Origin of the sequence: Pseudomonas sp. Z1-12, from assembly GCF_051132015.1 — a bacterium.
Taxonomy (GTDB): Bacteria; Pseudomonadota; Gammaproteobacteria; order Pseudomonadales; family Pseudomonadaceae; genus Aquipseudomonas; species Aquipseudomonas zanjanensis.
Map to the genome: position 1 here is coordinate 3,844,969 of NZ_CP071647.1, position 22,091 is coordinate 3,867,059.

20 protein-coding genes are annotated in these 22,091 nt (G+C 61.5%); 13 read left to right on the forward strand and 7 right to left on the reverse strand.

Going from position 1 to position 22,091, the window contains the following annotated elements; translation table 11 throughout:
- Positions 1-51 precede the first annotated feature (51 nt).
- The 5 genes from J3P85_RS16145 to J3P85_RS16165 all read left to right on the forward strand — a co-directional run bounded on the left by J3P85_RS16145 (position 52) and on the right by J3P85_RS16165 (position 4,484).
- Complete coding sequence (locus tag J3P85_RS16145; protein ID WP_434702396.1) at positions 52-1,074, forward strand: Gfo/Idh/MocA family oxidoreductase; 1,023 nt, start codon at positions 52-54, stop codon at positions 1,072-1,074.
- The gene (locus J3P85_RS16150) at positions 1,071-1,862 is read left to right on the forward strand and encodes a TIM barrel protein (RefSeq protein ID WP_434702397.1); all 792 of its coding nucleotides are present in this window, start codon (positions 1,071-1,073) and stop codon (positions 1,860-1,862) included. The genes J3P85_RS16145 and J3P85_RS16150 overlap by 4 nt, the downstream gene beginning before the upstream one ends.
- An 81-nt stretch (positions 1,863-1,943) precedes the next feature.
- A complete protein-coding gene (locus J3P85_RS16155) occupies positions 1,944-2,870 on the forward strand; it encodes a sugar ABC transporter substrate-binding protein (RefSeq protein ID WP_434702398.1) in 927 nt (308 codons plus the stop codon).
- A 181-nt stretch (positions 2,871-3,051) separates the two neighbouring features.
- Positions 3,052-3,294 carry a hypothetical protein gene (locus J3P85_RS16160; protein WP_434702399.1) on the forward strand — a complete coding sequence of 81 codons (243 nt, stop codon included), beginning with the start codon at positions 3,052-3,054 and terminating at the stop codon, positions 3,292-3,294.
- Positions 3,267-4,484: a multidrug effflux MFS transporter gene (locus tag J3P85_RS16165; protein ID WP_434702400.1), complete on the forward strand. Its 1,218-nt coding sequence runs from the start codon at positions 3,267-3,269 to the stop codon at positions 4,482-4,484. The genes J3P85_RS16160 and J3P85_RS16165 overlap by 28 nt, the downstream gene beginning before the upstream one ends.
- Positions 4,485-4,512: 28 nt before the next feature.
- Here J3P85_RS16165 and J3P85_RS16170 read toward each other — a convergent pair whose 3' ends face one another.
- A complete protein-coding gene (locus J3P85_RS16170; protein WP_434706387.1) occupies positions 4,513-5,718 on the reverse strand; it encodes a DSD1 family PLP-dependent enzyme in 1,206 nt (401 codons plus the stop codon).
- Positions 5,719-6,116: 398 nt separating this feature from the next.
- Between J3P85_RS16170 and J3P85_RS16175 the strand changes: the two genes are divergently transcribed.
- The gene (locus J3P85_RS16175) at positions 6,117-6,605 is read left to right on the forward strand and encodes a hypothetical protein (protein WP_434702401.1); all 489 of its coding nucleotides are present in this window, start codon (positions 6,117-6,119) and stop codon (positions 6,603-6,605) included.
- A gap of 308 nt (positions 6,606-6,913) precedes the next feature.
- On the opposite strand, the gene ydiJ is transcribed toward J3P85_RS16175, so the two are convergent.
- Entirely contained in the window at positions 6,914-9,976 is a 3,063-nt protein-coding gene (gene ydiJ / locus J3P85_RS16180; RefSeq protein ID WP_434702402.1) for a D-2-hydroxyglutarate dehydrogenase YdiJ, read from the reverse strand.
- Between the two features lie 157 nt (positions 9,977-10,133).
- Here ydiJ and J3P85_RS16185 point away from each other — a divergent pair, with 157 nt between their 5' ends.
- Positions 10,134-11,036 (forward strand): LysR substrate-binding domain-containing protein, encoded by a 903-nt coding sequence (locus J3P85_RS16185; protein ID WP_434702404.1) that lies wholly within the window; start codon positions 10,134-10,136, stop codon positions 11,034-11,036.
- A 377-nt stretch (positions 11,037-11,413) separates the two neighbouring features.
- Positions 11,414-11,656 (forward strand): hypothetical protein, encoded by a 243-nt coding sequence (locus J3P85_RS16190; protein ID WP_434702405.1) that lies wholly within the window; start codon positions 11,414-11,416, stop codon positions 11,654-11,656.
- 30 nt (positions 11,657-11,686) lie between these two features.
- Here J3P85_RS16190 and J3P85_RS16195 read toward each other — a convergent pair whose 3' ends face one another.
- From J3P85_RS16195 to J3P85_RS16210, 4 genes are all read right to left on the reverse strand, one after another.
- Positions 11,687-13,426, reverse strand: a complete 1,740-nt coding sequence (locus tag J3P85_RS16195; protein ID WP_434702406.1) for an OPT family oligopeptide transporter — start codon at positions 13,424-13,426, stop codon at positions 11,687-11,689.
- 327 nt (positions 13,427-13,753) lie between these two features.
- A complete protein-coding gene (locus J3P85_RS16200; RefSeq protein WP_186729343.1) occupies positions 13,754-14,161 on the reverse strand; it encodes a VOC family protein in 408 nt (135 codons plus the stop codon).
- Positions 14,162-14,184: 23 nt separating this feature from the next.
- Positions 14,185-14,610, reverse strand: a complete 426-nt coding sequence (locus J3P85_RS16205; protein WP_434702407.1) for a YciI family protein — start codon at positions 14,608-14,610, stop codon at positions 14,185-14,187.
- Between the two features lie 129 nt (positions 14,611-14,739).
- On the reverse strand, positions 14,740-15,759 hold the full coding sequence (locus J3P85_RS16210) for a substrate-binding domain-containing protein (protein ID WP_434706388.1): 1,020 nt from the start codon (positions 15,757-15,759) through the stop codon (positions 14,740-14,742).
- Between the two features lie 365 nt (positions 15,760-16,124).
- Here J3P85_RS16210 and J3P85_RS16215 point away from each other — a divergent pair, with 365 nt between their 5' ends.
- From J3P85_RS16215 to J3P85_RS16225, 3 genes are all read left to right on the forward strand, one after another.
- Positions 16,125-16,517 carry an ester cyclase gene (locus J3P85_RS16215; protein ID WP_434702408.1) on the forward strand — a complete coding sequence of 131 codons (393 nt, stop codon included), beginning with the start codon at positions 16,125-16,127 and terminating at the stop codon, positions 16,515-16,517.
- 174 nt (positions 16,518-16,691) lie between these two features.
- Positions 16,692-17,942 (forward strand): MFS transporter, encoded by a 1,251-nt coding sequence (locus J3P85_RS16220; protein WP_434702409.1) that lies wholly within the window; start codon positions 16,692-16,694, stop codon positions 17,940-17,942.
- A gap of 149 nt (positions 17,943-18,091) precedes the next feature.
- A complete protein-coding gene (locus J3P85_RS16225) occupies positions 18,092-18,508 on the forward strand; it encodes an ACT domain-containing protein (RefSeq protein WP_250961458.1) in 417 nt (138 codons plus the stop codon).
- A 16-nt stretch (positions 18,509-18,524) separates the two neighbouring features.
- Here J3P85_RS16225 and glcC read toward each other — a convergent pair whose 3' ends face one another.
- A complete protein-coding gene (glcC, locus tag J3P85_RS16230) occupies positions 18,525-19,292 on the reverse strand; it encodes a transcriptional regulator GlcC (protein WP_434702410.1) in 768 nt (255 codons plus the stop codon).
- Between the two features lie 232 nt (positions 19,293-19,524).
- On the opposite strand from glcC, the gene glcD reads away from it, so the two are divergent.
- Together glcD and glcE are read left to right on the forward strand one after the other, a co-directional pair.
- Complete coding sequence (gene glcD, locus J3P85_RS16235) at positions 19,525-21,024, forward strand: glycolate oxidase subunit GlcD (protein WP_434702412.1); 1,500 nt, start codon at positions 19,525-19,527, stop codon at positions 21,022-21,024.
- On the forward strand, positions 21,024-22,088 hold the full coding sequence (glcE, locus tag J3P85_RS16240) for a glycolate oxidase subunit GlcE (protein ID WP_434702413.1): 1,065 nt from the start codon (positions 21,024-21,026) through the stop codon (positions 22,086-22,088). The genes glcD and glcE overlap by 1 nt, the downstream gene beginning before the upstream one ends.
- Positions 22,089-22,091: the final 3 nt, after the last annotated feature.

The window sequence follows — 22,091 nt, forward strand, 5'->3', positions numbered from 1 at the left end:
CGAGGCCATTCTTGCCGCCGAGTCGTAAAAACAATAAAGGGAGTCATATTCATGAGCACATCCAAGACCCTCCGCCTGGGCCTCATCGGTGCCGGCCGCATGGGCAGTTTTCACGGTCTGACCGCCGCCCGGCACATCCCCGGCGCGTGCCTCGCCGCCATCGCCGACCCTACCCCCGGCCAAGCCGCACGCCTGGCGGCAGAACTGGACGTGCAGAAGGTCTATACCGATCCACAGCAGTTGCTGGATGACCCGGACATCGACGCGGTGCTGATTGCCGCGCCGGCGCGCAGCCATGCCGAGCTGGTGATCAGTGCGGCCCGGGCCGGCAAAAGCGTGTTCTGTGAAAAACCGATGGCCATCACCTTGGACGAAGCGGACCGCGCCATCGCCGCCGCTGCCGATGCACAAGTGACGCTACAAGTCGGCTTCAACCGACGCTTTGCCAAAAGCTTTCGCACCGCTCATCTGGATGTGATGGCCGGCCGGATCGGCACGCCACAACTGCTGCGCTCGCTGACCCGGGACCCGGCCCTGAACAACCCGGCCGCGTCGCCGCAATGGGTGATTTTCCTGGAAACCCTGATCCATGATTTCGACACCCTGCGCTACCTGAACCCGGGCGCCGAGGCGGTTGAGGTCTTTGTGATGGCCGATGCCCTGATCGCCCCCGCCTACAAGGACAAAGGTTTTCTCGACACCGCGGTGGTCACGATCCGCTTCGACAATGGCGCCATCGCCACCGCCGAGGCCAATTTCCAGGCCGTGTATGGCTACGATGTCCGCGGCGAAGTGTTCGGCAGCGCCGGCATGCTGACCATGGGCAACGTCAACGATTCCGACTTGCTGCGGTACCTGGCCAATGGTGTGCAGGCCGACACCCAGCGCATGGACACCGACTTGCTGCGTGATGCCTACGTGGCCGAGCTCAATCACTTCGCCAGTTGTGTGCGCAGCGCCGAAAAACCCCTGGCCAGCGGTGAAGATGCCCGGGCAGCACTGGCCATTGCCCGCGCCTGTATCGAGTCCTTCCAACAGGGCAAGACGGTGCGCGTGCAAGGAGCGCTGTCATGAGTTTCATCCCATTCAAACTGGCGATCAGCGCCGAGATGGTCTTCCTCGACCTGCCTTTTACCGAACGGGTCAGACGCATCCACGCGCTGGGCTTCAGCGTCGAGATATGGAACTGGGCGACCAAGGACATCCAGGCCCTCGTGGCGACGGGCGCGGACTTCACCTCCATGACCGGCTACCTGTCGGGCAACCTGACTGACCCCGACGATATCCGACAGTTGCTCGACAGCGCCCAGGAATCCCTGGCCGTCGCCGCTCAATTGGGTTGCCCAAGCCTGAACCTGCACGGCACCGGCCTGGGCGATCAGGGCTTGCCGGTCAAACCCGTGGCCCAGACCACCGGCCGCATGTGGTTGAGCGCCTGCAAGACGCTGGAAAAAATCGCTCGCCTGGGAGAAGACGCGGGCCGGGTGTTCCTGCTGGAAAACCTCAACACCGAGGTCGACCACCCGGGCACGCCTTTCGCCCGTGCTGACGATACCCTGGCGCTGATCGAGGCCGTGGGCAGCCCGCACTTGAAGATGAACCTGGACCTCTATCATGCCCAGATCGGCGAAGGAAACCTGATCGAACTGATCCAGCGCGCCGGCAGCGCCATCGGCGAAATCCAAGTGGCCGACGTCCCGGGGCGCAGGGAGCCCGGCACCGGCGAAATCCGCTACCCCGCGATTGCCAGGGCCTTGTTCGGCATGGGATACAGCGGTGTCGTCGGCCTGGAAGGCTGGGCCAGCGGTGACAGCGAGGTCGCGCTCGAGCGTTTCCGGCAGGCCTTCACGCTTGATGGATAAAGCCCCGACGCACTCAACACGTGCGGCAGATTTTCAGCTCTTGGTGACGTTTCAACCCATAACAACAAAAGGATAACCATCATGCGTCGTTGCACACTGCTTTTCGCCACCCTGCTGTTGCTGTTCAGCCAATGGGCCGCCGCCGACTATCGCATCGGCGTCAGCATCGCCAGGATCGACGACAACTTCATGACCTACGTACGTAACGGCCTGGACGAGGCCGCGAAAAAGGAAAACGTGCAAATCCAGTTCGAAGACGCCCAGGGCGATGTGGTGCGCCAACTCAACCAGGTCCAGGGGTTCATCAACCAGCAAGTGGACGCGGTCATTGTCCTGCCGGTGGACACCTCCGCCACCGCCAACATCACCCGCGCCGCGGTCGACGCGAAGACGCCGCTGGTCTACGTCAACCGCCATCCGGACGAGCGCACCTTGCCCAAAGGCGTCGTCACCGTGGCCTCCAATGACATCGAGGCCGGACAACTGCAAATGCGCTACCTGGCCGAAAAACTCGGCGGCAAGGGCAACCTGGCGATCATCATGGGCGACCTGGCGCAAAACGCTACCCACGACCGCACCGAAGGCGTCAAACAGGTGCTCAAGGATTATCCCGGGATCAAGATCGTCGAACAGCAAAGTGCCGAGTGGCAGCGCAACAAAGGGATGGATTTGACCAGCAACTGGTTATTGGCCGGGAGTCGTTTCGATGCCATCGTCGCCAACAACGACGAGATGGCCATCGGTGCCGCCATGGCCTTGCAGCAGGCCGGCAAAGCCAAGGGCGAAGTTGCGATTGTCGGCATCGACGGCTTGCCGGACGGCCTGGCGGCGATCAAGCGCGGGATGTTGGTCGCCTCGGTATTCCAGGACCCCAAGGCCCAGGCAACCAGCGCGGTCCAGGCAGCCCTCAAGATGATCAAGGGCGAGCCGGTGGAAACGGACGTCTGGGTGCCCTTCCAATTGATCAAGCCTGAGCAGTTGGCAGTGTTCGAGCAACATTACAAATAACCTGCGACTAGTGGCCTGTACGGTTAATTCGAGTACTCAAATTCGAGTGCCAGGGCTTGCCAGGCAAGGCGCCATGACGAGTCGTAGCCCGCTACGGCGAGGAATGGCAACGCAGACTGGCAAGTTCTGGCGCCGAAGTTGAGTGCACGAATTAGCCACACAGGCCACTAGATACATCGCCATGACGCTGGCAAAGGGGGGCAAAACACTGCCCCTCATCAGCCCCACCTGCGCATTCCCGATATTTAGCTTGACGATTGAGATGACGATCATCATATTTGAAGAATATTACGATCATCATGTGGATATCAACTCGACGGCGGCTTCGCGAACTGAAGTCGGCGCGTTGGGCATCAACGTTTTGTCCACGTCAATCACACGCGCAGGAAATGACGTATGGAAGCCCGAACTTCATTGGCCATAGCCAGTACGCAACACGCCTCCAGCCAACCGTTGACCGGCAGAATCGTCGCGCTGCTCGCCGGCCTGGCGGCGATCAGCATGCTCTCCACCAACATCATCCTCCCGGCGTTTGCGGCGATCGGTGACGACCTGGGCGTGACCGCTCGCGAGCTCGGCCTGACGCTGTCCAGCTTCTTCATCACCTTCGCCTTGGGCCAACTGGTGGTCGGGCCACTGGCCGACCGCTACGGGCGCCAGAAGCTGGTGCTGGGCGGGCTGTCGGTGTTCGTCGTCGGCACCGTCATCGCCGGCTTTGCCAGCACCCTCGACGTCCTGATCGCCGGACGCGTCGTGCAAGCACTGGGCGTGTGCGCAGCCTCGGTGCTGTCGCGGGCCATTGCCCGGGATCTGTTCGAAGGCGAGACGCTCGCCCGCGCCCTGTCGCTGACCATGATCGCCACGGCCGCGGCACCGGGCTTTTCGCCGCTGGCCGGCAGTGTCCTGGCCGTCACGCTCGGCTGGCGTGCCATCTTCATCCTGGTGGGACTGGCCGCTGTTGCCCTGGCGTTTTTCTACGTGCGCGACCTGGGGGAAACCCATCCTGCCGATCGCCGCGCACCCCACTCGGCCAAGAGCGTGGTACTCGCCTATTGCCGACTGGCAGTGGATAAGCGCTTCATCCTCCCGGCCCTGTCCATGGGCCTGCTGCTGAGCGGCCTGTTCGCCTCGTTCGCGGCGGCGCCCGCCATCCTGATGCAAGGCTTCGGCCTGACGTCGGTGCAGACCGGCTTGTACTTCGCCTCGACGGTCTTTGTGGTGTTCGCCGCCGGCATGGCGGCGCCGCGGCTGGCCCATCGTCTTGGCGCCCGGATCGTCACGCTGCTGGGCATAGCCTGCGCCATGATGGGAGGCGGCCTGCTTCTGGTCGGTCCCACCGAGCCCGGGCTGTGGTGGTATGCCCTTTCGATGGTCACGTTCCTTTGGGGCATGGGCCTGGCCAATCCACTGGGCACGGCCATTGCCATGGGCCCTTTCGGCAAGGAAGCCGGGATGGCCTCCGCCCTGCTGGGGTTTCTTTCCATGGGGGCGGCTGCGCTGGCCACCTGGCTGGCCTCGGTCTTGAGCTTCGCGCCGATGACCACGCAGGGGGGGATTCAGGCGACCGCCTGCCTGGTCGCGCTGATGTTGTTTCTGCTGCGAGGCAAGATTTGATCATGGCCAAACACGTCGCAGGCAACAATCAATACACGGGCCAGGTTTCGACAATCTTCCCCCCGCGCACGGCCAGCAAATCTCCAAATTGCAGCAGCACGGATTCGGTCTGGGTTGGCCTTAAAAATACCTGGTCTTCGACATTCAGCCCTACCGTCGGCGAGCCGTTGACCATTTCCTGATTGGAACTGCGACCGTAGAGCTCGTTGCTTTGCAGCCCTGGGGGAGACTCGAACTCGGCCATCCAGTTGCCGCCGTAGATGAAGAATGTCCCGCGCTGATTCGGGTCCCACCAGGAGAACAATCGGGACTTGCCATCCAGGGCGGGGAAGTTCACCGGGCCGGTGCTCTTCAACACGGGCGTTGCGATAAAGGCCGCCGGCACATGCTCGGCCAGGGATGGCAAGTCGTAGTGGGTCGGCTTGAGGAACGCCGTCCCCACCGAGACTTCGCTGCTCAAGCGTTCCTGTTCATGCATGCGGTAGCTGGGGCTGCCGGCGGTATTGAGCGTGAGCCCATTGTGCCAAAGCGCCGGGAAATGCTCCCGCACGTACTTCACATGACCGTTGTAAATGACCATCACCTGGTCGAACAAGGCCTGGGACGAACCGAGGACCCGGGGCACGCCCATGCCGACAAACGGGTCGTACCCCATGAAGCCTGCAAATTCGAGATGCTGCGGATGGGCGCTGATCAGCGTCAGCATCTCGCCGAGCACTGCTTGATCAGACACGCCGCCGCGGTGCAGGCCGACATCCAGCTCGATATTGACCCGCATCCGAATGCCCAGGCCCTGGGCCAATGCCCGGTAATCCATCAGCCGCTGCGGAGTGTCGAGCAGCCATTGCAGTTGCCTGGCAGGGTCGAAGGCGCCTTTGTGGGTTTGATAGAACAACTCGGCCGAGCGTACCGGCAGGGGTTTGCCGAGCAAGATGTCAGACTCGGGAAAGGTCATCGCATCGTGGTTGAGGAACGGCTGGTGAAACGACATCAGCCGCCGGGTATCGGTGCGTTTGGCGATATACGCCAGCAACCCCGGTGACGGCAGGGATTTTTCCACCAGGCGCAACTGCTTGCCGGCACGTTTGACCGATTGCATGACCACATTGATGTTGTGATCGAGCAGGTCGAGGTCGATCAGCATCACGGGCCGCATCGGCCCATGGGTCTTGAGCTCCTGATTCAACGCGCGGAAGTAATCGTTGTAGGGACCGCCCCGGTCGCTCGGCCGCAACAGCGCCCCCGCCCCTGCCATCAAGGCCCCCACTCCCGCGGTACCGAGCATAAAGGTTCTACGGTTCATCAGCCCCCCTCCACGTGCGCAATCAGATGCACGTTACGGCAGCCGTGCGCCATCGTTGAGGTTATGCGGGGCCAGAAAGGGGGCTTTAGCGGCCATGCTTTGCCGATGCCCAAAAGCGGTGCCCTCCTTGGAGAGAGGCAACTGCTGGCGCAACACGTTTATGAGGCCCCCTGGGCTTTTTCCAAAGCTACCCTGATGGCATATTCACGCGCGCAATGGCAAGCTTGCGACCGCAGCCCAGCCGCCCATGCCGCCGTTCATGGCTGATGCCCGTTGCCATTCACCTCGGGTACCCATCGACTTTTACTCAACTGAGCAAGGATGTCCTCATGAAAATTTCTCTTGGTCTCGTCGCCCTGGCCGGGTGCCTGTCCACCGCCCCTGTCTTGGCCGCCACCCCGAGCCACAGCGACCTGTTCAAGGCCCTGGCGCAGTGCCAGGCCAGTGCGCAGCAGGTCAGCGAATTCAACGGTCTGGTGGACGCCGAGCAAGTGTCGCTCGCCAAGGATGAAGCCCACACCCCGTGGGGCGGTGGCGCCTGGCAGGCCACTGCGGCGCTGACGGTGCACGGCGTGTCGTCGACCACCCTGGTGATGACCGACCGCTTCAGCTTCTTCCTCCAGGCCAAGAGCAGCAACCCGAAGGCCGATGCGGAAAAACTCGCCAGCGCCCTGAAACTGGAAAAGACCCTGGATACCGACGGCTACGTGGACTACCAGCGCAACCTCGACAACGGCGCGACCCTGCGGGTGGTCTCCACCGAAAACAAGGACAGCGACCTTTATGTGGGCTGCACCTATCAGCAGGACGAGTCCTGAGACCAAGCGGCCTCGGCAAAGCCTTCCCTGTCGTAACCCGGATCTAATGTGGGAGCGAGCTTGCTCGCGAAGGCGTCAGCACATCCAACATCGCTGCAAACTGCCCCACCGCTTTCGCGAGCAAGCCCGCTCCCACAGGGGATATTGAGTGTTCCTGAGCTTTGCATGCAGCTCAGGACCATTGTGGGAGCGGGCTTGCTCGCGAAGGCGTCAGCACATCCAACATCACTGCAAACTGACCCTCCGCCATCGCGAGCAAGCTCGCTCCCACAGGGGGGCAACGAGCACACAGTATTGGACTTTTTTACCTATCCGCGTTCGACCGACACCTCTTTCACCCGCGCCAACAGAACCTGCAGAGGATGAAGCACGGTAATACCCTCTTGGCGCTTGACCTGGCTGCGGCAGGAATACCCGTCGGCAACCACCCGGCCCGACTGATTGAGTTTCTGCAGGAGCGGCTTCCAGGATTGCCCGTAGATCGTGTCGGAGGTCTCCGCGTTTCGCGTTTCATGCCCGTAGGTGCCCGACATCCCGCAGCAGCCGCTGGCTTGCACGTTCAGCGTCAGGCCCATGCGCTGGAAAATCTTCTGCCATTGCCCGACGCTGCCTGGCTCATTGGTTTTTTCCGTGCAGTGCGGCAGGAAGTGATAAGGCTCGTCCGCCTTCACAGTTTGATCGTTCGGCAGCGCATCGATCAGCCATTCCTGCGCAAGCATCACCTGGGGAGCGTTGCCGGTGGTCAGTGTCTTGGCGTACTCCTGCCGATAGACCAGGGTCATCGCCGGGTCGAGCCCCACCAATGGCACGCCATACTGCTGGAGGCTGAGCAAAGTCTGGCCATTGAAGCTGGCGGCCTTCTCGAACGCCTTCAAGAACCCCTGTACCTGAAGCGGTTTGCCGTTGGGCACGTACGGCGCCAGGAAGACCTTGTAGCCCAGCCTCGATATCAGCTCCACCCAGTCCACGAGCAAAGGCGTTTCAAAAAACCGGGTAAAGGCGTCCTGGACGAGGATGACGCTTTTCTCCCTCTGCTCACCGTAAAGCGCTTCCAGGCGTTCAGGTGTTGCCACCTCCACGTCCCAGCGCCGGCATACGGCGGCAAAATCCACCAGGCTGAGCAGCGGGCTATCGACCATCCCGGCCACGCGTTCGAGCCCCCAGCGGACCGGTCGGGCGCCCATCACGAAGTTGTACAGGCGCGGCATCCTGGCGAGATAGGGAACCGTGTATTCCAACGAGCCAATCAAGTAGTCCTTGAGGGGACGCAGGTAGCGGCTGTGATAAAGCTCCAGAAAACGCGAGCGGAACTCCGGCACATTCACTTTGACAGGGCATTGGCCCGCGCAGGATTTGCAGGCCAGGCAACCGGTCATCGCTTCGTAGACCTCATGGGAAAAATCCGCCTGGCCCATCTTCCGGGCGAGGCTATTCACGGCCCGACGCGCAATACCCTGCTTCCTGCCAGCCCCTCGAGCCCGCTCACTGGCCGCCAGCACATCGACACCCTGCTCGCCCTGCAACCTCAGCCATTCCCGGATCAGCGAGGCGCGTCCCTTGGGCGAGTGAATGCGATTGCGTGTGGCTTTCCAGGACGGGCACATGGCGTCATCCGGATCGAAGTTGTAGCACGCGCCATTGCCATTGCAATGCACCGCCGTGTCATAGCTTTGCCAGACACGTTCATCAATGGTGCGGTCCAGGGCTCCGCGCAGTTCCACTTCGTCGACCCGGGTCAGCCGAGCGTCTGGAACCGTGTCCGGGGTGGCGATCTTGCCTGGGTTGAGTTGGTTGAAGGGATCGAAAGCCGCCTTCAGCGCTTGCAGCGCCGGGTACAAATCGCCGAAGTAATCGGGCACGTATTGCGACCTCAAGCCCTTGCCATGTTCGCCCCACAACAGTCCGCCATACTGTTGCGTCAAGGCCGCGACCGCATCGGAAATCGGCCGGATCAAAGCGGCCTGTGCGGGATCCTTCATGTCGAGGATCGGGCGCACATGCAGGACGCCGGCGTCGACGTGACCGAACATGCCGTACTGCAAGTCATGGCTATCGAGCAGCGCACGGAACGCCTGGATGAAGTCCGCCAGGTTTTCAGGCGGAACCGCGGTGTCTTCGACGAAGGGCTGGGGCCTGGCCTCGCCCTTGACGTTACCCAATAAGCCCACGGCACGCTTGCGCATCGCATAGACACGCTTGAGCGCATCGGCGCCAATCGCCAAGGTGTGGCCCAAGCGGACAACGGAAGTATCCCGCTGCAGGTGCAGGACGAACTCATGGACCTGCTGCTGGACCGCCGCTTCGTCGTCGCCACTGAACTCAATGAGATTGATCCCCAGCGTCGGTGTATCGGGGTCTTCAGGGAAATACTCGGCGACGCCGTGCCAGACAATGTCCTTCATCGCCAGCATCAGTACTTTCGAATCCACGGTCTCGATGGACAGCGGTTTCATGGCCATCAACGCCTTGGCATCACGCAAGGCATCCATGAACCCGGCATAACGCACATTCACCAGGATGGAGTATTGGGGGATGGGCAGGACGTTCAGCTTGGCCTCGACGATGAAGCCCAGGGACCCTTCAGAGCCGCAAAGCACGCTGTTCAGATTGAAGCGCCCATCGGATTCGCGCAGATGGGCCAGGTCATAACCGGTCAGGCAGCGGTTGAGTTTCGGAAAGGTGTCCCTGATCAGCTCGGCGTGGGTATCGGCGATGTCCACCGCGCATTTGTAGACGTCCCCCACCCGATCCTGGCGTTCGACCAGGGCTGGCAAAAGCGCCGCGTCGATAGCTGAACTGTCGAGGCGATGACCGCCAAGCAGAACCGTCGAGAGTTCGAGAACGTGATCACGGGTCTTGCCATAGGTGCAACTGCCCTGGCCACTCGCATCCGTGTTGATCATGCCGCCGAGGGTGGCGCGATTCGAGGTCGAGAGTTCTGGCGCGAAGAACAGGCCGTAGGGTTTGAGGGCTGCGTTCAACTGATCCTTGACCACGCCACTTTGGACCCTGGCCCAACGCTCCTCGACGTTGATCTCCAGGATGTTGCTCAGATGACGGGAAAGGTCGACCACCACACCATCGGTGAGCGATTGGCCGTTGGTGCCAGTGCCGCCACCACGCGGCGTAAGCACCACCGTGCGATGGGCGGGCTCGGCGGCCAAGCGCGACAGGATCATCACGTCCTGTTCATCCAGGGGAAAGACCGCCGCTTGGGGCAATCGCTGGTAGATGGAGTTGTCGGTGGCCAAGACCGTCCGGTCGCCATGATCGCGGGCAATCTCGCCTTGAAACCCCGCCACTTTGAGCGCGTTCAGAAAAGCGTCATAGGTCGCTTTCTGGGGATCAGGAGACGATAACCGGGCAATCATGATTTTTTCCTACAGGCTGAAAAGCTAATCTATGCATTCACATTACGTATGCTCGGCACGAGACGCATCGAGCAGCTGCACAAGGTTTTCATGATTCTTGCCTTCCTGTACGGTTGGAGCAAACGTAATTCCTGCTAGCTTTGCATGAGCTTTATGAATGAATCCTAGACGCCTGACGCCTTCGATGTCGCTGCTGGTTGCCTTTGAGGCCGCCGCGCGCCACTGCAGTTTCACCAAGGCAGCGGAAGAACTGGCATTGACCCAAAGCGCCGTCAGCCGGCAGGTACAAACCCTGGAGGCGCAACTTGAAATCGAACTCTTCCGCCGCGAAGGCCGAAAGATTGAATTGACCGCCGCTGGCGCGCTGTATCAGCACGAACTGGCGGCCGCGCTGGGGCGTATTCGAAGCGCAACGTTGCAGGCCATCTCGTACAAGAACGACAGCGGCCCCTTGAACCTGGCCGTCCTGCCGACCCTCGGTTCCAAATGGCTGCTGCCGCGGATGCATGAGTTCTATGCCAAGCACCCGGACCTGCTGGTGCACATACATTCGCGAATCATCCGCGAGGACGTCCAATCCTCCACCCACGACATGAACGCAATCATCTGCGCAGGTTCGGGAGAGTGGCCCGGCTACATTGCCCATCCGTTGCTCACGGAAAAGCTGGTGGTGATTGCCAGCCCGACCGCATTGCCCGAGTACCGGGCCATGTCGCCGGCAAACATTGCCGAGCATGCCTTGTTGAACGTCGTATCGAGGCCCGGTGTCTGGTCGGATTGGTTTGACCGGCACAACGTCGATCACCGCACCATGCGCTCCGGCCCGAGCTTCGAACTCACCGCCCACCTTATCCAGGCCGTGGCGGCGGGGATCGGGATTGGGCTGGTTCCGCAAATCCTGGTGCAGGATGAACTGAAAAGCGGCGACCTGGTTGCGTTGTTCGAACCGATGGAAAGTGGACGCAGCTATTACCTGGTCTACGCGACCCGATACCAGCACTTGCCGGCCTTGAATGCCTTCAGTGCCTGGCTGCTCTCGTTGCCGTTTCCCGATAACTGAGTTTGCCCATTTCCGGGTTCAGGCTGATCCTCTGTGGGAGCGAGCTTGCTCGCGATGGCGGCCTGACAGCCGACCTATCTCTCCGGCCATCCCCCAATCCAACTGTGGGAGCGAGCCCGCTCGCGATGGCGGCCTGACCGCCGACCTCTCCCGCCTACCCCTCCCACCCCGGATGACGCCAACTTATTGGCACAAAATCCACCCAATTAAAAATATATTAATACAGCGACAGATTCCCGACGCGCGGTACTGATGTGCCATTGCTGGGGGCTTGAACCGAGGCTCATCATCCGCAGGCAATCACCGCTAAACGTTTGGGCCGCCGACCTGGGCTACAGGATGTAATCACTCGCATCACGCAATGGAGCAACACCGAGATGATGACTGTCTATTTTGTTGTGATGACGATCTGCAGTGGCTACGAAGGCTGTGTCGATGAACGACAACCAGGGCCAACCTTTGCTTCCAAGGCAATGTGCATGCAGACGGCCAGCGTCATGGCGCCGCGCAAAGGGGTGAAGTTCAAGTGTCGCAAAGAACGTACATTAGTGGTCGATGGGGCACGGCCAGTAGAAGGTTACGACAAAGTTGTCACCACCAAGAGCCTCGGCCAGCCTTAGCATTACGACTTTTCTCGCCGACAACCCTCATCAGGCCCCAAGCATCTGCCACAACGACGCCCCCACTCCGGTAATGCTCTCCCCGGCAATCAACCCCGCCGCCGCGGTGATGGCGAAACGTTCGGTGAGGCTCGGCCAGCGACAGCTCACCAGCCACGTCAGCACCGCGCCGAGGGCCATCATCAAGGACACCGAGGCCGGCAGGACGAAGGCCAGGCCCAGGGCCGCCGTGCTTGGCAGGTAGCGGGCCCGATGCGCCGGCAGCAGGCTATCGAGAATCCCCAACGACACACCGACCAGACCGCCGATGAAAATCGCCCAGCGAATGCTCGCTGACAATGAATCCAGGCCCAGGGTCAGGGTCTGCGCCACGGCCTTCCAGGTGGCGACCGCCGGGGCCGGCCACTCTTCGGTGAGCAGCATGGTTTGCGGGTCCGGAATCAGGGCCAGGTAAGCCAACACGCCGACGATGCTGCCGATGAAAATCCCCAGGATCTGGGCGATCACCTGCTTGCGCGGCGTGGCGCCAATCGCCCGGCCGACCTTGAAGTCGTTCATCAAATCGGTGCACTGCCCGGCCGAACCACCGGCGGTGTTGGCGCTCATCAGGTTGATCGGCACCTGGCCCGGGGCGACGATGCCGAAGCTCAACTGGGACAACTGCCCAATGGCCCCGATCGGCGGAATGCCCGTGGCGCCGACCACCCGGGCCGCCACCGCCGCCAGGCAGATCGCCAAGGGAATGGTCAGCAAGGCCATCCAGGCGTTGATGCCGAACAACAGCACTTGCAGGCTGACCACCAGGATGATCGACAGGGCGAAACCGGCCGCCGGCCCAGGCTTGGGGATCGTCCAGATCGCCCCGCCGCCCGCCTTGGTCGAGCGGTGCAATGCCCACAAGCGAATCGCCAGTGAGGCCAGGGTCGAGCAGACCATCAGGCTCACTCCCGGCCATAACAACCACTCCACCAGCGCCGCGAATTGCGGGCCGCTGCTACCGCTCGGCAACTGCACCAGGCCTTGCTCCAGCAACCACGGCGCCAACCCGCCCCACGCCAGCAAGGCGCCGATCAGCAGGGTCAGGCCCACGCGGATACCGATGATCCCGCCAAACCCCACCAACAGCAGCGAAGGGTCCGCAGTGAACGTCAGGCGTTCCAGTTGAGCGGTCGGAGACCAGCGCGGGATAGCCCACATGAACGTATCGACCGCCTTGGCCAGCCCGGACAGCATCGCGGCGCTGAGCAACACTTTCAAACGCGTCGCGGCTTCGTGGCCGTGGTTGTAGATGTGCAGCAACGTTTCCAGGGTCGCCATGCCTTCGGGAAATTTCAAAGCCTTGTCATTGAGCAGCGAGGGACGCAGGTACCAGGCAATCCAGATCCCCAGGAAACTCACCGAAAAGACCCAGGCCACCATGGGAATGGCCTCCAACTGCTGGCCCGTCAGCAAGGTGTAGGCCGGGATGGGCGCCACCAGCCCACCGGAAATGATCGACGCGGCGGCAGAAGCCACGGTCTGGTTGATGTTGCTTTCGTGCAGCGTCCAGGGCAACCGCTCCACCGATCGACTGGCCAAGCCCTGCCAGATGCCATAGCCGATCAGCAAGGCAATGATCGACATGTTGAACGACCAACCGATCTTCAACCCGGCGTAGACATTGGACGGTGTCAGCAGGATACCGAGGACGATTCCCGTACTGACCGCACGCAGGCTGAGCTCGCGTTCGACGGCGGCGTTCAAGGGGAAGGTGGATGAGGTTGAGTGCATGCGAAGTCCTTGTCGGCACTGGGGGCAGCCATCAGATTCAGGCTGATCCCCTGTGGGAGCGAGCTTGCTCGCGATAGCGGTGGATCAGTTACATAGATTGAGGCCGGCACACCGCTATCGCGAGCAAGCTCGCTCCCACAAGGGTCATAGGATCACTTGAAGCGGCAACCTAATAAGTGAACGCAGGATCGGCGCAAGGTTCACACGACGGAGGCAACCCCTGGCGAGCGTGCTCGCCAGCGTCGTCCATCCAGGGGCAGGAAGTGAGGCGTGTCGCGAGCGCTGCCAACGGCCAGGCAACGCATCGCAGCCAAGGCAGTGTTCGACTTATTGCCGGCCCTCGCAGTTGATCATCCAGGCAATCCCGAAACGGTCTTCGAACATGCCAAAACGTTCCGCCCAGAAGGTCTTCGCCAAGGGCATCTGCACTTGCCCCCCCGCGCTCAGGCCTTTGAACAGCCGCTCGGCCTCCTCCACACTGTCGACGTTGAGGGAAACCGACACCCCTTGCGGCTTGTTATACGGCTGGCCGGGCGGGCAATCGGAGGCCATCAGGCTGAAATGGCCCACGGTCAGGCAGGCGTGCATGATCAGGTCCGGGTCCTTGGGCATGCCGACGTCCTCAGGCGCTTCGGCAAAGGACATGGAAAACAGCTCGCCGCCAAGCACGTCCTTGTACAACGCAAAGGCTTCCTTGCAACGTCCGTTGAAAGTCAGGTAAGGGATGATTCTCATGGTGGATCCTCCTGTCGTCGGCTTCACGATTGGCCGGACAGCTGCGCCCGCAAGCGTGCTTCCTGCTCGCGCAACTCGGGGGTGAAGGTTTCGCCAAAATCCTCGAGTTCGAAGATCTGGCGGATTTCGATTTCACTGTCGCTGACCATCGGATTCGGGCAGCGCTTGACCCATTCGATGGCTTCCTGCAACGACTGGACCTTGAAGATCCAGAAGCCGGCGATCAGCTCCTTGGTTTCGGCAAAGGGTCCCTCGACAACCGTCCGGTCCTTGCCGGAAAACTGCACGCGTACGCCTTCGACGCTGGGATGCAGGCCCTCACCGGCGAGCATCACCCCGGCCTTGACCAGTTCTTCGTTGTAGGCGCCCATGGCGGCCAGCAGTTCTTCGCTGGGCATTTCTCCGGCTTCCGACTCCGGACTGGCCTTGACGATCACCATAAATCGCATGCTCGTATCTCCTGAGAATGAATGGATCAAGCCGTCGGTGTGGCGGCTCTACGGACTAATCGAATGGCCATGGCCGAAATCGACAGGTCGACGCCATTAGTTTTCGATAGGCCGTGAAATCACGTCCGCTCAGGGATTCCACTGGAATCGATAGATGTCTCGATAACCATTGCTTGGGTCGTACAACAGCTTCTTCCCGCCGTCGAAGGCGATATTGTCGGCATTGACCAAGTGAACCGGTGCCACGAAGCCACTCACTGGCTGGCCGGCCATCAGTCGGTTCAATTCATCGATCACCTGCCAGCCATGCACGTTGAGCGGTTCGGCCACGGTGACGGTCTGGTAGTTCTTTTCCTGGATGCGCAAGAACGCCGAAGCGCTGCCGTCACCGGCCGACAACAGGCTGATGCCGTCGCGAGGTATCGCCGCGCTGGCCAAGGTCGCCACCGCGTAGTCGAAATAGATATCGTTGATGGCCAGCGTGTGGGTCCAGCGCTTGCCATGGCGCTGCAGCAGCTCCGTGGTGATCGCCGGCATTTTCTCGCGACTTTCGGAGATGGCGACATCGCGCACTTCCAGCAGCGAGCAATCCTGACAGGCCCGAATCACGTTTTCCATGGCCTTGGCTTTCGCCATGGCAATGCTGTACCTGGAGTCGGTCAGGATGACCACGCCGGCTTTTCCGTTTGATTGCGCCACTGCCGCCATGGCCGTGATGCGAGCCACTTCGAGCGGATCGGTGGTGACGTTCATGGCCATCGGCGTACCGTCAATCGCACCGGGCTTTTCCCCGGCGTGCCAGCCCACCACCGGCACGCCCTTGTCGGCGAAGACGGCCAGCGCCGCCTTGTTTTCAAGGGCATCGGCACCGCAAAGGATGAGGCCATCGGGGTTCGCCGCCAGCGCATCGGCAAAGGCCTTTGCACGCCCGTCCGGGGACCCGGCGCCATCGAATACCCTCAGCGTCCACCCCATCGCCTTCGCGGCCTCGCGAGCACCTTGGGCAACACCGACAATACCGCCGTTGCGCATATCTTCTGCGACAATGGCAATGCTCTTGCCGCGCTGGGCGCGCGGACCGGTTTCAGGACCGCTCCAGGGCACGGCGCCGAGGGTGGCCTTGGCAACCATTTCCTGCGCTTGAGCCACCGTCACCGTGGCATCCGTTGCCGCTGGCGGATTCTGGCCGTATCCAGGCGTTGCCGTGAAAAGGCAGAAAACCGTCATTGAAACTGTCTTGAGCAACCGGGACCTGGTCAAACAGGTTCGATCACCACGTGTGGTGCCGGGTCTGGAGCCGATGGCGCGATCATAATGGGTCATGGCGTCTCTTTTTTTATGGAGGCAGTGTTCAGATTCAATGTCCGCAAGGATAGTCGCTTCTGTTGGCATCGGCCCGAAAGGGAAATAGCAAGTTTGTAACATCCTCCCAGCCCCGACCCTCGCGAAGAACAGCCCGACGCTGCAGCATGACTATGCTCTGGAAACAGTCACGTAACGGAGCGTCAGTCCCCATGACTTCAAATCTGGCCGATATTTATACCGATTACATCGCCTGCCTGAATGCACAGGATTGGGACAACCTGGGCCTTTTTGTGCATCAGCAAGTGATTCACAACGCGAGACCATTAGGGTTGCATGGCTATCGAAGCATGCTGGAAGCGGACTATCGGGACATTCCCGACTTGCGCTTTGAAGTCGAATGCCTGGTGGTCGACCCACCCAAGTTGGCGGCTCGCCTGGCATTCAATTGCACGCCGGCTGGGGAGTTCCTGGGGCTTGCGGTCAATGGCGCACGGGTCGCCTTCACGGAAAACGTCTTCTACGCGTTCGAGGACGGCAGGGTCCGCGAGGTCTGGTCGATTATCGACAAGCAAGCGATCGAGACTCAGCTCCCATCCATGTAGAGGAGTGCTCCAGCGTTGCGAGTTGCAACGCCCCGCGCATCGTACCCGTAGGCAACGGCATCGCGGAAAACCAAATCCAAGAAGCAATCGCGCTCGACATCCATCATTCGACGCAGCCCGAAGTGAGGAACCTGTCGAGCGCATAGCCTGTGAGCCACTCTGGAGGAGATGGCGATGACACGCACCCGATTTTTTGGAAAAACCGTATTGGCCTGCACGTTCATCCTGGCGGTGATCGGTTGGGGGATCGGCTTCTACGGGCCGCCGATCTACATGCAAGCGGTCATGGAGCGCACGGGTTGGCCGATCGCCGAGGTCTCGACCGCCGTGACCGTGCATTTTCTCAGCGGCACGCTAGTCATCGCCAACCTGCCACGCCTTTATGCACGCTTCGGCATACCCACCATCACCCTGCTGGGCAGCATCGTCCTGAGCATCGGCGTGAACACCTGGGCTCAAGCCAACCAGCTCTGGGTGTTGTATGCCGGCGCCGTCTGCTCGGGTATCGGTTGGGTGACATTGGGGGCCGCGGCCGTTAACACCCTGATCGCCCCGTGGTACGTCAAGGAAAGGCCCAAGGCTTTGCGCAAGGCCTACAACGGCGCCAGCTTGGGGGGCGTGATCTTTTCGCCGCTGTGGGTGTGGCTGATCGAGCGCTTCGGCTTTGCCACGGCGGCGCTGGCGATCAGTGTCGTCGCCGTGCTGCTCATCGGCGCCTTCGCCTTCCTGGTCTTCAACAAAAGCCCACAAGGCCTGGGACAGCATGCCGACCACGCAGACCAGCCGGAACCCGTGCCGGCTAGCGCCAGTGCCAAGCCGTGGAACGCCCTGCAGACGCTCAGGTCGGCCAGTTTCCGCAGCCTGGCGGCCGGCATGTCCCTGGGACTGTTCGCCCAGATCGGCTTGGTCGCGCACCTGTACTCGATGCTGGTGGGACGCATGGGCGCCCATGACGCCTCGTTCGCCATGGGCCTGGCCACCGCCAGTGCGATGGGCGGGCGATACGTCGCCGCACGCCTGATGACCCAAGGTATGAACCGCCGGCAGCTGGCCTGTCTCGGGTATGCCATCCAGATGCTGGGCACACTGATGCTTCTGGGCCTGGACCTGCATCCGACGGTGGCGTGGATAGCCGTGGTGCTGATCGGTTCGGGCATTGGCAATGCGACGTCCTTGCCGCCCCTGATTGCCCAGGTCGAATTCAGCCGTGAACACACCGCCAGGGTGATCGCCCTGATGGTTGCGATCAGCCAGGCCACCTATGCCTTCGCCCCTGCCTTTTTCGGCCTGTTGCGTACCGTCTTCATCGATCCGGATCACGCCATCGTCGCCGTCGTGGCAGCAGCCGTCACCGTGCAGGTGCTCGCCATCGTGTCATTCTATCGGGGCGTATCCGCTCGCCCCTTCAAGAAAGCCGTTTGCTGACCCTATTCCCCCGGGGCGTTGGAGACCTGTACACCGGCATCGAAACCCGTCTCGTATTACTTTTGCTTATCCATCATCAGCACTATGAACAGCACCTGCCGAAAAACTCCTTGAGAATGCCCGCTTATCCATCAACCAGGTGAATCGACATGTCAGGCGAAAAATCGATAGCGAAACTGCTCAGCGGCATGCGCCCATCACTCAATGAAGGCGATTACGTCTTCTGCTGCGTCGCTGACCCGGACTTGGTCAAAGGCGAAGAGGTGCTTGGCAGCTTCCGCGAAAAAGAAGGCCTGACGGTGATCATCGAACGCAGCAGGGCCTTGGCCTTGGGGCTGGACTTCGACTACGTCGCCGCCTGGATCACCTTGACCGTCCATTCGGCCCTGGATGCCGTGGGCTTGACCGCAGCCTTCGCAACGGCCTTGGGAAATGCCGGCATCAGTTGCAATGTCATCGCGGCTTACTACCACGACCATATCTTCGTGGGGCGGGAAGATGCGCAAAGGGCCATTGAAGTGCTGGAAGCGCTTGCTCGGTCGGGAGGTAGCGACGATTGCCGGTAATTTCCAGAGACTGCACCTACGCCCACCCTTCAAGCCGCAACGTGGCCCGCACCAGGCGTTGTTCTTCGTTTTCGATTTCCTTGAGGTTTTCGCAGATGCTCTGGATATGCGCGATGGCCGCCTTGCGCGCCTGCTCCGGCAGGCGACCGGTCACGGCGTTGTAGAGCCGGGCGTGTTGGCGGTCAATCTGACGCTTCTGCGGTTCACGGTGGTAGAGGTTGTTGACCGAGGCAAACACTGAAGTGAGCAACAAGTCCGTCAGCGAACGCAAGGTTTGCACCAGCACCGGATTGTGTGAAGCCTCGCAGATCGCCAAGTGAAAAGCATGGTCGAGCCGGGCATGGGCGCTGGCCTCCAGGGACCGGTCGTGGGCATCGCGCAAGGCCTCGTAGCTGCGGGTGATAAGGACGAAATCCGCCTCGGTCCCGCGCAACGCCGCCAGACGTGCGGACTCGCCCTCCAGCAGGCTGCGGACCTCGAACAAGTCATAAAGCGTGCGTGGCTGTGAGCTGAACAGGTGCATCAGCGGCGAGGCCAAGCCGTGCCCGGACAGGTCGGCCACGAATGAGCCCTTGCCTTGCTCGGTCTTGATGATCCCGCGGGCGCGCAGCAGCTTCAGTCCCTCGCGAAGGGCGGTGCGCGAGACGCCGAGTTTTTCCGTCAACCGCCGCTCCGAGGGCAACAGCTGCCCGGTCTTGAGCACGCCGTCGACGATCAGGCGCTCGATGCGTTCACAGACCACGTCGGCGACCTGCGGGTTACGGCTGGTTTCTGCGCTGTCCATTGAATCTCCAACTGGTATGACCAGCTTCGGAACAGGGTCTACGCCCATCAAATCCAATCAATAAATCATTGTTTATTAAATAATTTATTCGACCTACAAACATAACCTGATGGACAAACTGGTTCGACCAGCCCAACAGCCCATAGACAGTAGAACGCCCCGGGCCAATGATGCAAGTCAGCCGTATCGGAACAGACCTCTCATAAAAACAACTGAGTGTCGGCCACGAACCATGAACATTCTCTACGATGAACGTGTCGACGGCGCCCTGCCTGACGTCGATAAAAACGCGCTGCTACAGGCCCTGCAAGCCCAGCTGCCGGACCTGGAAATCCTGCATCAGCGCGAAGCACTCAAGCCGTACGAATGCGACGGGCTCTCCGCTTACCGCACCACGCCCATGCTGGTGGTGCTGCCGCGCCACGTCGACGAGGTCCAGGGCGTGCTGCGCCTCTGCCACGAGCGCAACGTGCCTGTCGTCGCCCGTGGCGCGGGCACCGGTTTGTCCGGCGGTGCGCTACCGTTGGAGAAAGGCGTGTTGCTGGTAATGGCGCGCTTCAACAACATCCTGCACATCGACCCCGCCGCCCGTACCGCGCGGGTTCAACCGGGCGTGCGTAACCTGGCGATTTCCCAGGCGGCCGCGCCGTTCGGCTTGTACTACGCGCCGGACCCTTCCTCGCAGATCGCCTGTTCAATCGGCGGCAATGTCGCGGAGAACGCCGGTGGCGTGCATTGCCTCAAGTACGGGCTGACCGTGCACAACCTGCTCAAGGTCGACATCCTCACCGTCGACGGCGAACACCTGACGCTGGGCTCCCAGGCCCTCGACTCGCCCGGGTTCGATCTGCTGGCATTGTTCACCGGTTCCGAAGGCATGCTCGGGGTGATCACCGAGGTCACGGTCAAGCTGTTGCCTAAACCGCAAACGGCCAAAGTGCTGCTGGCGGCCTTTGATTGCGTTGAAAAGGCCGGTCGCGCCGTGGGTGACATCATTGCCGCCGGCATCATCCCGGGCGGCCTGGAAATGATGGACAACCTGGCCATTCGCGCCGCCGAAGATTTCATCCATGCCGGCTACCCAGTGGATGCCGAAGCCATCCTGCTGTGTGAACTCGACGGCGTGGAGGCCGACGTCCACGACGACTGCAACCGCGTGCGCCAGGTATTGGAACAGGCCGGCGCCACCGAAGTACGCCAGGCTCGCGATGAGGCCGAGCGCGTGCGTTTCTGGGCCGGACGCAAGAATGCGTTTCCGGCGGTGGGCCGCCTCTCGCCGGATTACTACTGCATGGACGGGACGATCCCGCGCCGGGAGCTGCCCGGTGTGCTGCGCGCCATTGCGGCGTTATCGACCGAGTATGGGCTGCGGGTCGCCAACGTTTTCCACGCCGGCGACGGCAACATGCATCCGCTGATCCTGTTCGATGCCAATCAACCGGGCGAGCTCGATCGCGCCGAAGCGCTGGGTGGCAAGATCCTGGAATTGTGCGTGGAGGTTGGCGGCAGCATCACCGGTGAGCACGGTGTCGGCCGCGAGAAGATCAACCAGATGTGCGCGCAGTTCAACAGCGATGAGCTGACCGTGTTCCATGCCGTCAAAGCCGCGTTCGATCCGAGCGGGCTGCTCAACCCCGGCAAGAACATTCCGACGCTGCATCGCTGCGCCGAGTTCGGCGCCATGCACGTTCATATGGGTCAGTTGCCCTTCCCCGACCTGGAGCGTTTCTGATGGGCAGCGAACAGGATTTCGACGACAGCGCAGCGCTGCTGGAACAGGTCAACCAGGCGCTGGAGAACGCCACCCCGCTGCGTATCCAGGGCGCCAACAGCAAGGCATTTCTTGGCCGTAGCGTGGCAGGTGAAATACTCGACACTCGCTCGCACCGGGGCATTGTCAGCTACGACCCGACTGAATTGGTGATCACCGCTCGTTGTGGCACGCCATTGGCAGAATTGTCCGAAGTGCTCGACGCGTCGCAGCAGATGCTGCCTTGCGAACCGCCCGCCTTCGGTGAAAACGCCACCGTCGGCGGCATGATTGCGTGCGGACTCTCAGGGCCACGGCGCCCATGGTCAGGCTCGGTGCGTGACTTCATCCTCGGCACACGGGTCATCACAGGACAAGGCAAGCACTTGCGCTTCGGCGGCGAGGTCATGAAGAACGTCGCCGGCTACGATCTGTCGCGCTTGATGGCCGGCAGCTACGGTTCGCTTGGCGTGGTGACCGAGGTGTCCCTCAAGGTTCTGCCAAAACCGCGACAGACCTTGAGCATCAGCCTGGAGATGGACGCCGCCCGGACCTTGTTGCGCCTGGCGGAATGGGGCCAGCAACCGCTGCCGATCAGTGCCGCGTGTCACGATGGCCAGCGCCTGCACCTCAGGCTCGAAGGCGGCGAAGGCTCGGTGGCAGCAGCCCATGACCGTTTGGGCGGCGAACGGCTGGATTCTGCGTACTGGCAAGACCTCAACGAACATCGGGGGAATTTCTTCGATGAGGACCTGCCTCTTTGGCGCCTCGCCCTGCCCCACGACACGCCTCGGCTGCCCCTGCCGGGCGTGCAATTGATCGATTGGGGCGGCGCCCAGCGTTGGCTCAAATCCGCGGCCGAAGCGAGCTTCATTCGCTCGGTCGTGGAGAAAGTCGGCGGGCATGCGACCTGCTACACCCCTGGCCTGATCGACAGCCCCTTCCAACCGCTGCCCGACGCCCTGATGCGCTATCACCGGAACTTGAAGCGTCAACTCGATCCACGGGGCCTCTTCAACCCCGGGCGCCTGTACGCGGAGCTTTGAACC